Annotated in this window: 14 protein-coding genes; all 14 read left to right on the forward strand. The window is 41.1% G+C overall.

Features of this window, described 5'->3' with window-relative positions:
- The first annotated feature begins 7 nt into the window (after positions 1-7).
- The 14 genes from PI990_RS09035 to PI990_RS09100 all read left to right on the forward strand — a co-directional run bounded on the left by PI990_RS09035 (position 8) and on the right by PI990_RS09100 (position 14,390).
- Positions 8-931 carry an NAD-dependent epimerase/dehydratase family protein gene (locus PI990_RS09035; protein WP_271660415.1) on the forward strand — a complete coding sequence of 308 codons (924 nt, stop codon included), beginning with the start codon at positions 8-10 and terminating at the stop codon, positions 929-931.
- Positions 928-2,094, forward strand: a complete 1,167-nt coding sequence (locus PI990_RS09040; RefSeq protein ID WP_271660416.1) for a DegT/DnrJ/EryC1/StrS family aminotransferase — start codon at positions 928-930, stop codon at positions 2,092-2,094. The genes PI990_RS09035 and PI990_RS09040 overlap by 4 nt, the downstream gene beginning before the upstream one ends.
- A 194-nt stretch (positions 2,095-2,288) precedes the next feature.
- Positions 2,289-3,170, forward strand: a complete 882-nt coding sequence (locus PI990_RS09045) for a Wzz/FepE/Etk N-terminal domain-containing protein (protein ID WP_271660417.1) — start codon at positions 2,289-2,291, stop codon at positions 3,168-3,170.
- A gap of 3 nt (positions 3,171-3,173) precedes the next feature.
- Positions 3,174-3,578 carry a hypothetical protein gene (locus tag PI990_RS09050; RefSeq protein ID WP_271660418.1) on the forward strand — a complete coding sequence of 135 codons (405 nt, stop codon included), beginning with the start codon at positions 3,174-3,176 and terminating at the stop codon, positions 3,576-3,578.
- Between the two features lie 104 nt (positions 3,579-3,682).
- Positions 3,683-4,798 carry a DegT/DnrJ/EryC1/StrS family aminotransferase gene (locus tag PI990_RS09055; protein WP_271660419.1) on the forward strand — a complete coding sequence of 372 codons (1,116 nt, stop codon included), beginning with the start codon at positions 3,683-3,685 and terminating at the stop codon, positions 4,796-4,798.
- A gap of 29 nt (positions 4,799-4,827) precedes the next feature.
- Positions 4,828-6,078 carry an O-antigen translocase gene (locus PI990_RS09060; RefSeq protein WP_271660420.1) on the forward strand — a complete coding sequence of 417 codons (1,251 nt, stop codon included), beginning with the start codon at positions 4,828-4,830 and terminating at the stop codon, positions 6,076-6,078.
- Positions 6,071-7,258, forward strand: a complete 1,188-nt coding sequence (locus PI990_RS09065) for a hypothetical protein (RefSeq protein WP_271660421.1) — start codon at positions 6,071-6,073, stop codon at positions 7,256-7,258. Before PI990_RS09060 ends, PI990_RS09065 begins: the two co-directional genes overlap by 8 nt.
- A gap of 18 nt (positions 7,259-7,276) precedes the next feature.
- On the forward strand, positions 7,277-8,590 hold the full coding sequence (gene wzy, locus PI990_RS09070; RefSeq protein WP_271660422.1) for an O-antigen polysaccharide polymerase Wzy: 1,314 nt from the start codon (positions 7,277-7,279) through the stop codon (positions 8,588-8,590).
- 35 nt (positions 8,591-8,625) lie between these two features.
- The gene (locus tag PI990_RS09075) at positions 8,626-9,468 is read left to right on the forward strand and encodes an alpha-1,2-fucosyltransferase (protein WP_271660423.1); all 843 of its coding nucleotides are present in this window, start codon (positions 8,626-8,628) and stop codon (positions 9,466-9,468) included.
- Positions 9,469-9,504: 36 nt separating this feature from the next.
- Positions 9,505-10,233, forward strand: a complete 729-nt coding sequence (locus PI990_RS09080; protein WP_271660424.1) for a glycosyltransferase — start codon at positions 9,505-9,507, stop codon at positions 10,231-10,233.
- A gap of 23 nt (positions 10,234-10,256) precedes the next feature.
- A complete protein-coding gene (galE, locus tag PI990_RS09085) occupies positions 10,257-11,270 on the forward strand; it encodes a UDP-glucose 4-epimerase GalE (RefSeq protein WP_271660425.1) in 1,014 nt (337 codons plus the stop codon).
- Between the two features lie 13 nt (positions 11,271-11,283).
- The gene (locus tag PI990_RS09090; RefSeq protein WP_271660426.1) at positions 11,284-12,393 is read left to right on the forward strand and encodes a glycosyltransferase family 4 protein; all 1,110 of its coding nucleotides are present in this window, start codon (positions 11,284-11,286) and stop codon (positions 12,391-12,393) included.
- Entirely contained in the window at positions 12,390-13,343 is a 954-nt protein-coding gene (locus PI990_RS09095) for an NAD-dependent epimerase/dehydratase family protein (protein WP_271660427.1), read from the forward strand. Before PI990_RS09090 ends, PI990_RS09095 begins: the two co-directional genes overlap by 4 nt.
- 27 nt (positions 13,344-13,370) lie before the next feature.
- The gene (locus PI990_RS09100) at positions 13,371-14,390 is read left to right on the forward strand and encodes an MraY family glycosyltransferase (RefSeq protein ID WP_271660428.1); all 1,020 of its coding nucleotides are present in this window, start codon (positions 13,371-13,373) and stop codon (positions 14,388-14,390) included.
- Positions 14,391-14,422 lie beyond the last annotated feature (32 nt).

The raw sequence follows: 14,422 nt of genomic DNA on the forward strand, positions 1-14,422 counted from the left end.
TAGGATGATGAGAGTACTCATTACTGGTGGTAGCGGTATGGTTGGCCGAAATCTACTAGAGCACACTGCATCTAATAGATTTTCAATAATTGCGCCTTCTAGCCAAGAGCTTAATCTATATGATTTCGATGCCACTAAGAAATTTTTGCTGAAGTGCAGTCCAGATATTCTAATTCATTCGGCAGGAATTGTCGGGGGTATTCAAGCAAATATAAGAGAGCCTTTTAAGTTCCTTGTTGGCAATCTTGATATCGGGCGAAACCTAATCTGTGCTGCAAGAGATGTTGGTATAAAGCGCCTAATAAATTTAGGCAGCTCTTGCATGTACCCACGTAATTGTTCGGATCCACTTAGCGAAGAGATGGTTCTGAAGGGGGAGTTGGAGCCTACAAACGAAGGTTATGCTCTTGCAAAAATTGTTTCAGCCCGGCTCTGTGATTATATTTCGCGTGAAAATTCAGAGTATCAATATAAAACACTTATTCCCTGCAATATTTATGGGCGTCATGATAAATTTGATCCGTCTCAGTCTCATCTAATTCCAGCCATAATTCACAAAATTCAAGTGGCAATTTCCAATAAAAAAGACTCAGTTGATGTATGGGGAGATGGTCTGGCCCGACGAGAATTTATGTACAGTGAAGATTTGGCGGATGCGATATACAGTGCTATTGACCGGTTTGAGACTCTTCCTTCCATAATGAATGTTGGGCTGGGTTATGATCATACTATTAATGAGTATTATAAAGAAGTAGCCGCTATCGTTGGTTTCGAAGGTCAATTTGTGAATGATCTTAGTAAGCCCGTAGGGATGGCGCGTAAGCTGGTTTGTGTGAAACGTCTAAATAAATGGGGCTGGGAGGCAAAACACTCTCTTTCCGAAGGTATTGAGAAAACTTATAAATTTTATTTGGAGAAGCATAATAAATGAATGTCAGTTTTCCATTAGCTACTTCCTCTTGGGAAAAGGAAGAGCTTGAGGCTATGTTACGAGTTATATCGTCCGGTATGTTTACTATGGGCGAACACGTAAAAAAATTTGAACATGATTTTGCACAGTATGTTGGTAGCAAGCACTGTGTTATGGTTAATTCTGGATCTTCTGCAAATCTACTGATCGTAGCTGCCTTGTTCTATACTAAAAACACTTCGCTTAAATTAAAGCGGGGTGATGAAATAATTGTTCCGGCCGTATCTTGGAGTACGACTTATTATCCGTTATATCAGTACGGGCTCAAGATTAAATTCGTAGATATAGATTTACAGACACTAAATTATGATTTGGAACAGCTTGAAAATGCTGTAACTGATCGCACACGTGCGATCATGGCTGTCAACTTGTTAGGTAATCCCAACGATTTTGATAGAATAAAGGAGATAATTGGAAGTCGTAGTATCGTTCTAATAGAGGATAACTGCGAGTCTATGGGGGCCACGTACAATAATAAGCATGCTGGTACATTTGGAGTGATGGGTAGCTTTAGTAGCTTTTTCAGTCACCATATTTCCACTATGGAAGGAGGCTTGATTGTTACTGATGATGATGAGCTTAATCAAATTCTTCTCTCTTTGCGAGCCCATGGATGGACACGAAATCTACCTAAGCAAAATCTCATTTGCAGCGACAAAAGTGATGATCCGTTTGAGGAAGCGTTTCGCTTTGTTCTTCCTGGTTATAACGTCAGACCACTAGAACTAGAAGGTGCACTAGGTATAGAGCAGGTTAAGCGGTTGCCATATATTATTGAGCAGCGGAAAAAAAATGGACAGCTCTTTAAGGCGGCAATGAATGGTCATCCTGACTTAATGATACAAAGCGAGGTAGGTTGTTCAAGTTGGTTTGGTTTCAGTTTGCTCATTCGACCCGAGAGCAGCTTGTCTAGAAAAGAGCTTATAAAAAAGTTAAATGGAAAAGGATTTGAGTGTCGTCCTATAGTTGCGGGTAATTTTGCAAAAAATGAAGTTGTGAAATTTTTCGACTCTGAAGTATTTGGCGACTTGAAAAATGCAGAGTACATTGATCTGCATGGATTGTTTGTAGGGAATCACCATTACGAAATTTCAGATGCTATTGACGTACTTGCTTCACTGTAATATTGGCGACTAACAGCATGGTGCATCTCTTCAGATATGTTAATGAGTAAGCTAATCGGTTGAACGCAGCCCGATCTATATGATCGGGCTTGGTATTTAGCATAGCCTTACTTCTAATATTTGAGCAGGTTGTCGGCACTGACTGATTTAAGCCATAGATTGCCGGTTTGGTATATTTAAAATGGAATTTTTATATGAACGCTATCACCATGCCAGAGCAACTCTCTAGTCCTAGAGAGAACGCTGTCGATATGCTTTTCTTACTTCGAGTACTCTGGGCTCAGAAGGCGCTCATAATATTATTTGTCTTAGGGTTCGGCGCTCTAGGTGCGCTCTATGCGTATACAGCTACGCCATACTATGAAGTAAAGAGCATCCTACATGCAGCGGATCTCAAAGAATTTGATCATGTTAATAGGTTGGGTATCTATTCAATTACCCCGGAGGATGCTCTCAGAAAAGTGTCATTTGCTTTGAGCTCCTATGAGAATCGGCAGGAATACTTCAAGAAAAATGCTAATACCTTGCAGGATATAGAAATCCCAGGCTTGACCAGTGAGCAGTCTTTTGCTCATTTCAATGAAGCCGCATTTAAAATGATTTACCCTGACGCTAAATCATCAAATCCTGTCTCTCTTGTTGGTATTCAATTAAATTACACTAAAGGACTTGATGGCGTTGCTTTAGTTAATGGTTTTGTCGATTTTAGCTTGGCCCGGGTCCGTAAGCAGATAGATAATGATATTACTACACTCATTAGAAATAGAATTATCCAGCTTGAAGCCAAGGTTAGCGCAGCTCGTATAAAATACGAAGTCAATAAAGAGTCTGAGATAGCTAAAATTTTAGAGGCTGATGATATCAGGCGATTAGAGTTGCAAGATAAGCTGTCTGCTTTGAGAATGCAGTTGCGTCTTCATCGCGAGAATCGGATAAAGATCCTTAATGAGTCTATTGAGATAGCAACTGCTCTTAATATTTCTAAACCAGCTAGCCTCTTCGCTTATGATATTCAACACGCCACCAAAGATACTGTTATTGGCTCTAGGCTATTAACGTCTGACGTGCCTCTTTAACTTATGGGGAAGGATGCGCTGCTGGCGGAGCGTGCGACCTTAATTAACCGGAAAGATGATGATTTTTCTGACCCAAATGTTGTACAGCTTCTAGGTAAGCTTAAGTTGCTTGAGCACAATAGAAAAACTGAACAAATGAAAAAACGAAAAACTGAAGATCTATTTGTTCCTGACTTATCTGCTTTGCGTGAAGAAATTGCGTTACTAAAAAGCTTTGAAAATGATCATCATATAAAAGATATTGTTAAAGTCGATCAATTTGCTGTTGAGCCTAGTGAGACAATTAGGCCAAACAGGTTATTTCTCGTGCTAGGAGCAATGATTTTAGGAGGAGCAGTAGGTGTAGCCTTGGTGATTTGTATCTTCGCTTCTAAGCTAGTTCAAACACGAAATTCTTCCGTTAGTTAACCCTAATTTAGATTGGCTGCATCCTGACTGGCTAAATATAGATATTTTTACTCTTATGAAGAGTCAGTCTCGTTGAGACATAATGATTTGCCAAGGTGAATGACATGATCGATTTTCTAAGTTTGAAAGACATTAACGCGCTCATGGAGGAAGAACTGCTCGAAGCGACAGCGCGCGTAATTAGGTCAGGTTGGTATATTAACGGGGAGGAAGTAAAGAAATTTGAACTTGCGTTCTCTCACCATTGCGGGTGCAAACATACAGTAGGTGTGGCTAATGGACTGGATGCTCTTAATCTTACGCTGCGCGCCTGGAAAGAATTAGGGAAATTAAAAGATGGTGATGAGGTTATCGTTCCGGCTAATACATATATAGCCAGCATACTTGCTATTACTGAGAACAGATTGATTCCGGTACTTGTCGAGCCTGAGTCTGGTAGTTTCAACCTCTGCATACGAAATTCAGAGCATGCAGTCAGTAAACGTACGCGGGCGATTCTCCCTGTACATTTATATGGGCAACTAGTTGACATGCCGGCTGTTATGAGCGTTGCTGAGCGTTATGATCTACTTGTCTTGGAGGATTCAGCGCAAGCCCACGGAGCCTCTTTACATGATCGGAAAGCAGGAAGCTGGGGAGATGCCTCGGGTTTTAGTTTCTATCCAGGGAAAAACTTGGGTGCACTTGGTGATGCAGGCGCAATAACCACAAATGACGATGAACTAGCTGAGGTCTTACGCGCGCTAGGGAACTATGGGTCTCACCAGAAATATAAAAATATTTATCAGGGGGTAAATAGTCGTCTTGATGAAATGCAGGCAGCTATTTTATCTGTAAAATTAAAATACTTGGACATGCAAAATGCTCATCGCAGGGCATTGGCAAATTTTTATATTTCTGAAATTACTAACCCCGCCATTCAGTTACCCTCAATAGATAATGTGCACTCTTTAAGCCATGTGTGGCATCTCTTTGTTATTCGTTGCAAGTTACGTGCTGAATTGCAGGAACACTTGAGTAAAAATGGTGTTCAGACACTGATTCACTACCCTATTCCGCCACATAAACAACATGCCTACCATGCTTGGAATAATCTCTCATTTCCGCTTACGGAGGAGATTCATAATAGTGTCCTTAGTCTTCCGATTGGACCTACTTTATCTATCAGCGAGGCAAGAGTGGTTGTAAGTGCATGCAATAGCTTTAATCCGAAGCTATGAATCTAGTTAAAACGAGTTTGCTTAATGGAATGGCGGTGATTATTAAGATCGTCACGCTATTAGGTATAAATAAAATTCTGGCCCTTTATGTGGGACCTTCAGGATACGCGATTATTGGGCAGTTCCAGAATGTCGTTCAGATTATAACCTCGATGGTAGGTGGCTTTATCACCACCGGTGTAACGAAGTACATCGCTCAGTTTAAGGATGATGGCGCAAGAGAGTTAGTGCTATTGAGAACCGCGGGAACATTGATTCTCTCCGTTTCTCTCATTGCTTCAGTTATGATTTTTTTCCTATCAGAAAAACTTTCTGTTTGGGTTTTTAAAGATGGCCAGTATGGCGATGTTTTCGTTTGGCTTGCTATTTCTGTGACATTTTTTAGTTTTAACGCTTTTCTACTTGCGGTGCTAAACGGAAGAAAAGAGATAAAATTATATGTTATGTCAAATATTGGAGGGAGCCTTCTTTCCTTATTACTGGTATCGCTGCTTTCCCTGAGTTATGGCTTACGTGGTGCATTAGTTGCCCTCGCCATCTACCAATCATTTTCTCTATTTGTGACATTTGCTTTCTGTCAAAAGGCTAAATGGTTTTCTGCACGCAGGCTTATCGGGGCTGTTGACTATCAGTCGCTAAAGGGACTATCCAAATATGCCGCCATGGCTATTGTCTCAGCAATATGTATTCCCCTTAGTCATATTTTCATTAGAAATCACATAGGCGCTACTTTAGGCACTGAGGCTTCCGGGTACTGGGAAGCAATGTGGCGTATCAGCTCTGCCTATTTGATGGTAGTGACGATGACTCTATCTGTATATTTCTTGCCAAGGTTCTCTGAACTGACCGGAACTTCTTCAATTTTTAATGAAATAGTTAAGGGGTATAGACTTTTATTGCCAGCTACTATTGTCACTGGTCTATTCATGTATCTTCTAAGGGACATGATCATTAAAGGGTTACTGTCAGATGAGTTCCTACCAGTGCGCGAACTGTTCTTATGGCAAGTCATCGGGGATACATTGAAAATTGGGGGGTGGCTAGTAGCCTACATAATGCTTGGTAAGGGAATGGCAAAAACTTTCATATTAACTGAAGTGATTTTTTCTGTATCATTTTACCTATTGGTTTATTTTTTTGTAGACAGCTTTGGTCTTGTTGGGACTGCGATAGCGCATGCGATAAATTATGCTATTTACTGGGCTGTAGTTTCAGGCTTTGTGTGGCGTAATGCTGTAAGAACAAATGGTTGGGAAGAGCAGGGTCGTAGAAATGCCTGAGACACAACTCTATTTTCCAAATATTAATCGTGCTGTTGTACTCTACCAAGATCAGTTTGGCGGTACTGATTTATTGCTTAATAGATTAGAAGGTTGGCTAATTAATAAAGGTGTAATAGTTGTCGATGAGTCATGCCTTCAGCAAGGAGACAATATTGATTTATTATTGCTTCCAACTTCTCGGATGGACTCTATCTATACCTTGTCAAGGCAAGGTATTAATTATAGCAAGGTACTGGTTTGGGCTATGGGGTATGGGGCTTTCGAGGCAGCATTTTATAGTCCGAGAGCAAAGAGTTACTTATTTTCATTGTCGACTATACCGATAAGATCGCTTCAATATTTTTTTCTTAAAGAGCTTCTAGAGCACAACTCGCTTGTTTTTACCGATGTCGCCGGGATGGACTATGATCTTCGAAGCGTACAGCTATCATCTTTAGCTTCAGCTAAACTTATTGCACCTATTGCTGTAAAATCGCACAATTTTATACCTACATTGCAAGGGTGTAAGAAGAGATTGCGAGTAGGGTGGGTCGGTCGTATCAGTGCTGATTTTAAAATTTATCCTTTAATAAAATTATTGGATGATTTACAAGAGTTGGTTGTTTTTAAAAGGCTGGAGATTGAGTCAATTACAATTGTTGGTGATGGCGATGCTGAATGGTTACTTAGAGACTATCTTAAGACGTATAAAAAAATCAGCATAAAATGGATAGCTAGCATATTGCCTGACTCAATTGGCCAGTTTATTTTTGATGAAATGGATGTTTTGTTTGCAATGGGCACGTCTGCTTTAGATGGTGCGAGATTCTCGACTCCAACTGTGATTGTTAAGCCATTTTCTAAGGTCGAGCAGCGATCTGATATTAGCTACCGTTGGATTTATGAATCACAGGGCTATTCTTTGGGCGAGTTGCCCGATTCTAAATCATCTTTAGAACAACCTAGTAAGAATTTGGAAGCAATTTTTAAAGAGCTCTCGCTAATGGGGCCTAGTGAGATAGGCTCTCGATGTTATTCCTACTCGACAACTTTTTTTGAAGATAATGCCTTTGAGTTGTTGCTTGATCGAGATTTGCGTTCTGTTTCAAGGCGGGTAATTTATTATTCTAAGTTTTTATTTTTATTGAATACAGTGAAGATGCTAGTAAAGCGCATCATTAAACTTGGTATGAGCTAATTTTTTGGATGCAAGTATATGGCTAGAGTGTTTTTGCTTTTAACAGCTTTCCTGACTTTTGCATTTTGCGTAATTTTATTTTTGACAAAAGGATTTGTATCTTACGCTGTCTTTGCAAATACATTTATCCTGGTACTAATAACTTCATTGCTCATTATTCTGTACCTTTCCTCACAGTCGGGAAGCATCATCTCACCCATTGGCTATTTTATTTTATCTCTTTTGGTATTTGTTTTGGCTAGGCCGATTATAGGGCTTTTCTTGCCGATGCAATATGTTGAGGCTGGTTTTACTGAGTCTTATGTTGGGGTTGTTGAAACGGTAGCTTGGATAGGTATCGGTTTGGCTTTCATCGCATTTGGGTTTGGCCTTGTGAAGCCTAACTATGTTATTGATAAGCTTAGCCAGAGTTCTCTATGTTTCCCTAAATCTAGACTCATATACATACTTCTTGTAGTTGCATCCATTGGACTATTGATTGCTTTCTTAATTGTTTCATATCAGAAATCAAAGATCTTTAGTGAGTTGAATTATCTAGATGCACTTAATGATCAGCTCCATAGCCATTTCTTTCTATTTTTCATTGCGAAAAATCTCGTTTTAATATCTCTATTTTTCCACACCAGTCAGCGTGCTGTGCTTTTTTTATCACTACTGGTTTTCATTGGGTCTATAGGTTTTTTAATTCTGGGTCTGCGAGGGTACACTGTTGCTTATTTTTTTCTCTTTATGTTCTTCTTGAATGAGCGATGGGCCATAAATAAGGTGGTGCTCCTCGGTATTATGGTTGGATTAGTGTATATAGCAGGAGTTGTCTTGGAATATCGAGTGGGTCATGCAGTTTATGATGGACTCGGTGACCTTATTTTTAAGGTAATACATCAACAAGGTGCAACTTTTGAAGTCATATATGGCGTTGTTAATTATTTGAATGAGGTGCGTAGCTGTATTGGTTATAAAGAATATTTTAATGGTGCTGATTTTGGTAGCTGTGTAGATACTTCTAGAGGGGTATTTTGGCTGCAAGGGGGCTTTGCGAGTAGTTTTTATGCAGAAGCCTTATATCTTGGATGGGGAGTGTATATAGTTCTTTGTTTTTTAATTGGGAGCTTGTTGAAAGTATTAGATGTCTTAACTTTCCTTAGGCGTCTACGCGGAGCATCTGCGGATTTCTCCAGCATTTTCCTGTTTGCAATTATTCCAAACTTGGTATATTTCTCAAGAGCGAGTGCTTTCGACCTGATTGTAAAATTTTGCCTGCTCTGGCTTATTCTTTTTATGGTCAGTGCATTATGGAACATTTTTAGGCCAAAATATGAGGTGCATAGTTGATAATTAGTAACGTTTTCGGTGGGCTTGGCAATCAAATGTTTCAGTACGCCGCCGCACTTTCTGTTGCCAAAAAAAACCAAACGGATCTTTACGTCGATATTAGTAGTTTTAGTCGCTATGAATTGCACAATGGTTTTGAGTTAAATAATGTCTTTGATATTAGTTGTCCAGTAGCAGATGATGGTTCCGTCAGTAGTGTTATTGGTTGGCAATCTGTGCCGCTCTTTTTTCGATTATTGCGTAAGCCCCTATTGGAAGGTATTAGGTATAAAAATTTTATCGTAGAGCCGCATATTCACTACTGGTCGGATATAGAGAGGGTTTCAGATAATTCTTATTTGCTTGGATACTGGCAATCTGAAAGATATTTTGATTCGATTGTTAGCGATGTAAGGAAGGCATTCAGATTTCGTAATCAGTTATCTGCGCCGGCCTTAGAGCTTTCAACGCAAATTGGTTCCGTCAACTCTGTGAGCTTACATATACGACGTGGTGACTATATCACGAACTCTAAGGCCAATGCCCTTATGGCTGAGTGTAGTATTGAATATTATAATCGCGCAATAGATCACGTGCGTAATAAGTTACTAGAGCCACATTTCTTTGTTTTTTCTGATGATTTGAATTGGGCTGAAGATAATTTAAAACTTGATTTCCCGACAACCTATGTAGATATAAATCGGGGAGAAGATAGTTATAATGATATGCGCCTAATGAGCATGTGTCATAGTAATATTATTGCTAATAGCTCATTTAGTTGGTGGGGGGCTTGGCTGAATACAAACGCTGATAAAATCGTCATTTCACCTTCGAGGTGGTTTAAGAAAATAAATATGCGTTGCAATGATCTAATTCCTCTAAATTGGGAAAGAATGTAATTTACGGGGCTATAATTCTAAATGATCAGTGTGGTAATGGGCATCAATCGTTTCGATTCGTATGCGCCAGTCGCAATAAACAGCATCCTGGCACAGACTCTCTTGGAGTTTGAGTTTATAATTGTTGCAAATGGCGCAAACTGCCACGAGGTCGCGCAGAAGGTCAGGCAGCAGTTTGGTTTCGATTCTCGGCTTCGCGTATTGGAAACTCATATTCCACAGCTTGCTTATGCTTTGAATCTTGCAGTTGACAATGCAGCTTATGAATTCATTGCTCGCATGGATGCTGATGATGTAAGTTCTCCATGTCGACTTGAACGACAACTCAAATTTCTCCTTGAGAATAATCTTGATTTAGTCGGTTGTGATGTGGCCATTATAGATGAGGGCGGTGCTGAGGTTGGTCGACGTATAACCAAAAAGGGGCGCTATATAGACAAGTGCTTATGGTATACAAATCCCTTTGTTCATCCGACCACATTATATAGGAAAGCTATTTTTCTCAGCGCTAGGGGCTATAATGCTGGGTTTAATTCCGAGGACTATGACCTGTGGCTTAGATTAAAAAGGAACGGTATAGCTTGGGACAATATACCTGATATTTTATTAAGTTATAGAGTGCATAGTGCTGCCTCTCAGCGCCGTTTGCTGGGGTATGCTGAGGTAGCAGGACTTTTTATGAGGGAATTTCTACTGAATAAGAACATCAAGTACATGGCTTCCATTTTTATTGCATCTATAAAAGCTCTATTATTTGCTCGTTAAAGATAACATAAGATAGGTTCTGTATGAGTGTCTTGGTCGCCGGAGGAGCTGGTTATATAGGCTCTCATGTCATTTTGGAGTTGCTAGAAACCGGACACGATGTCGTTGCTATTGACAATTTGTCAAATAGTAGTTTTGAGGCCGTGTCGCGCATAGAGAAATTGACGAATTCACGTGTCAAATTTGTAGAGGGAGATATTCGTGATAAAGCAGTCTTGGATGATGTTTTCACCAAGCACTCAATAGATTCTGTTGTCCTGTTGGCAGGTTTGAAGTCTGTAAGTGAAAGTCTTCACAATCCCCTTAACTATTATAGTAATAACGTGGGAGGAGCTATAAGCCTGCTTCAGGCGATGGAGCGCCATGGCGTCTTCAGCGTTATCTTTAGCTCATCCGCGACTGTTTACGGGAAGGCTACGAGCGTACCTATTTTAGAATCCTCTCCTACGGGGCTTCCTTGCTCTCCATATGGCTACTCCAAATTAGTTATTGAAAGTCTTTTACAAGATCTAGCTTCTTCTAGCCCTGCCTGGTCTATTGCTGTTTTGCGCTATTTTAATCCAATAGGCGCGCATGCTAGTGGGATAATAGGTGAAGATCCACATGGTATCCCAAATAACTTGGTTCCCTACATTAGTCAGGTTGCTGTCGGTAAGCTGAAGGAACTTTCGGTTTTTGGCGGAGATTATCCTACCGTAGATGGCACTGGAGTGCGTGACTATATCCATGTTGTGGACTTGGCCAAAGGGCACCTTGCTGCTCTGGAATACATCCGAAGTCGGCAAGGGATATATACTTGGAATCTCGGAACTGGTGTAGGATATTCAGTATTGCAAGTTATAGCTGCCTTCGAGTCGGCTTCTGGAGTAAGTGTTCCCTACAAAATCATTTCTCGCCGCCCAGGTGATATCGCTGAGTGTTGGTCTTCTCCCGCTAAGGCCCTCTTAGAATTGAACTGGAAAGCCAAGTTTGAACTGCAGCAGATGATGGAGGATACATGGCGCTGGCAAACAATGAACCCCAATGGCTACCGATGACGGGAAGAGTTGCTTGAAAATCCTCTATGTTATTACACGCTCTGATGTTATGGGCGGAGCCAGCATGCATTTGCTTGATCTAGCGCTGGGGGCTTCTCGTGCTGGATACGAGATTCTTATATTGGCAGGTGGTAATGGTGTTTTTTTTAATAGGGCTCATGATAAAGGACTCTCTTGCATTTCACTGAAATATATGGTGAGAGAGATAAATCCATTAAAAGATTTACTGGCCTTTTTTGAGCTGAAAAAGCAGATATCTAAGTATAAGCCTGATATTGTTCATCTGCATTCTTCAAAGGCAGGGATTCTTGGTCGCCTAGCATCTGCAATGCTGGATATTCCTGTTGTTTTTACTGCCCATGGCTGGGCATTTACTGAGGGGGTTTCAAATTTACGCCGTGCTTTTTACAGGCTTGTAGAAGCTAAAATGGCCAAGTATGCCGCACGTATTATTACTGTTTCAGATTATGATCAGGCACTTGCATTGAGATTGGGAGTGGGCGCCTCCTCAATGATTTCTACCATCCATAATGGTATATCTTATTGTAGCCAGCAGCCTCGTGCTTTACCCCGTGCTAGGCCGTCAGAGGTTCGTATGATCATGGTCGCTAGATTTGACCGGCCGAAAAATCATGCCTTCTTATTATCGGCTCTTGCTGATGTAGCACACTTACCTTGGAGTATAGAGTTTGTCGGTGATGGGCCGTTGCTTTCTACTGCAAAAAAGCTAGCGACGGATCTTGAACTTCAAGATAGAGTTATTTTTTCGGGCGAGTGCAATGATGTTGAGTGCAGGCTGTTACGATCTGATATTTTTATCCTAATATCTGATTGGGAAGGGCTGCCATTAACTATTATAGAAGCGATGCGCGCCCAATTGCCAGTTATCGCTTCAGATGTTGGAGGGGTCCCTGAACTTGTTGAGCGTGAGCGAAGTGGCTATCTTGTTTCTCGTAATGATAAAGTCGCTCTAGTTGAGGCTTTGGAGAGTTTAATACATTCGGCTGAAATAAGGTTGACAATGGGGGCGCATGGTCGCTCTAGGTTTGATGCCTTTTTTACTCTTGATGGGATGTTAAATAAAACTTTTGATATCTATCAAGAGGTAAGTGAGCGTAAATGAAGATTCTTGTAACCGGGGCGGCGGGTTTCGTTGGTAAGGTGTTGTCAACTCGCCTTGTAAAATCCTCATATACAGTTCGGGCGGCAGTGAGAGCTTGCTCAGTTAGTGATGTTGGTCTAACTGCAGTGGGTGAGATTACTGAGTTAACAGACTGGACCGCAGTGTTAGATGGTGTTGATGTAGTCATTCACCTTGCTGCTCGAGCTCATAAGCTGAATGAGCGAGGGGCTGATCTGCTTTCTGAGTACCGCAGAGTAAATGTAGGAGGTACTAAAGGCCTAATTGATCAATGCATAAAGTCTGGTGTTAAGCGCTTCATCTTCGTGAGTTCAATTGGAGTTAATGTTTCTGGGGATCCTGTTGATACTCCTTATTCTGAGTGTTGTGTATGTTCTCCATATACGAGCTATGCCTTGTCGAAGTATGAGGCTGAGCAAGTAGTAACTCGGGCTTCTAATGCTGGTCTTATTGAAACTGTTATTGTTCGTCCTCCATTAGTATATGCTGGTCACGCTCCCGGAAATTTTCAGCGACTGCTAAAAATTGTGCACTCTGGACTGCCGCTTCCCTTTGCCGCTCTAAATAATAAGCGCAGTATGATTGCGTTAGAGAATCTAGTGGATTTCTTGACTTTGTGTGTTTGGCACCCAGCTGCAGCCAATGAACTGTTTCTCGTTGCTGATGAGTTGTCGGTTTCTACGCCACAGATTGTCCGATATATATCGGAGGGAATGGGAAAAAAAGCGAATTTATTGCCTGCTCCAGACATTTTCATGCGCTGGGGGGCGCAGCTAGTTGGTAGAAAGGATTTGTATTTTCAGTTGTGTAAGTCACTAGTTGTGGATGCAAGTAAGGCCCGTGATTTGTTGCGATGGACTCCCTCGCTCTCTATTGAAGAGGGGCTGCGTAACTCTGGTTTAGAGTTTTCCAATCGTTTTGCTCGGCTATAATTTTTTAATTATATGTGGACAGTTAACATGTTCTTTTTTTTGCTCTCGATTTTCATCCTTTCTGTTTTGTTGACTTGGCTGCTCAGGGTTTATGCAATCTCTCGTAAGATTATAGATGTTCCAAATTCGCGCAGCTCTCATTCGATCCCTACGCCGCGCGGCGGGGGAGTTGCTATTGTCATTTCCTTTATATTTTCCCTGTTAACTATTTCCCTGTTTGAGTATGTACCTGCTTCACTGGTGGTTTCACTGGTAGGAAGTGGTCTTTTAGTTGCTGCCATAGGCTTCTTAGATGATCTTGGGCATATTGCTGCGCGGTGGCGACTATTAGGGCATTTTCTCTCAGCGTTCTGGATTTTATATTGGTTAAATGGTTTTTCTAGTATTGTGCTCTTTGGCTCAGAGGTTCAGCTTGGATGGAGTGGGGTAGTTCTTGCGTCTATCTATTTAGTCTGGATGCTGAATCTATATAATTTTATGGATGGCATTGATGGTATCGCATCGATAGAGTCAATATGCGTTTGTCTTGGTGGGGCGATTATTTTTTTAATTTCTAAAGAGAGCTTTTCGGGTTTTGCTGTTGTTGTGATGGCGTTATCTTTTTCAGTCATGGGATTTCTGGTTTGGAATTTTCCTCCGGCACGCATATTTATGGGGGATGCGGGTAGTGGTTTTCTAGGGATCTCCATAGGTGCTTTGTCGCTGTGGTCCTCCTCTATTGAGTTACATTGGCTGTGGTCATGGCTGATTCTATCAGGTGTATTTATTGTTGACTCTACTGTTACACTATTGCGCCGACTGCTAAGAGGGGAGAAAATTTACGAAGCTCATCGCAGTCATGCGTACCAATTTGCCTCTAGGTGGCACGGTGGGCACTTGCCTGTTACATTGGCTGTTTTGGGCATTAATGTACTTTGGTTGCTTCCCTTTGCAGTGTGCGTAGGTGTTGGGCTTTTAGATGGAGCGGTTGGGCTTGTTTTGGCTTATATGCCGTTATTGGTGCTGGCTATTTGGTATAAAGCGGGTGCGAAGCACCAGCCTTTTTAGTTATAAATATCTTTTTGATGATTAGTGCTCGT

Source organism: Pseudomonas sp. TUM22785, assembly GCF_028198105.1.
GTDB classification, from domain to species: domain Bacteria; phylum Pseudomonadota; class Gammaproteobacteria; order Pseudomonadales; family Pseudomonadaceae; genus Metapseudomonas; species Metapseudomonas solani.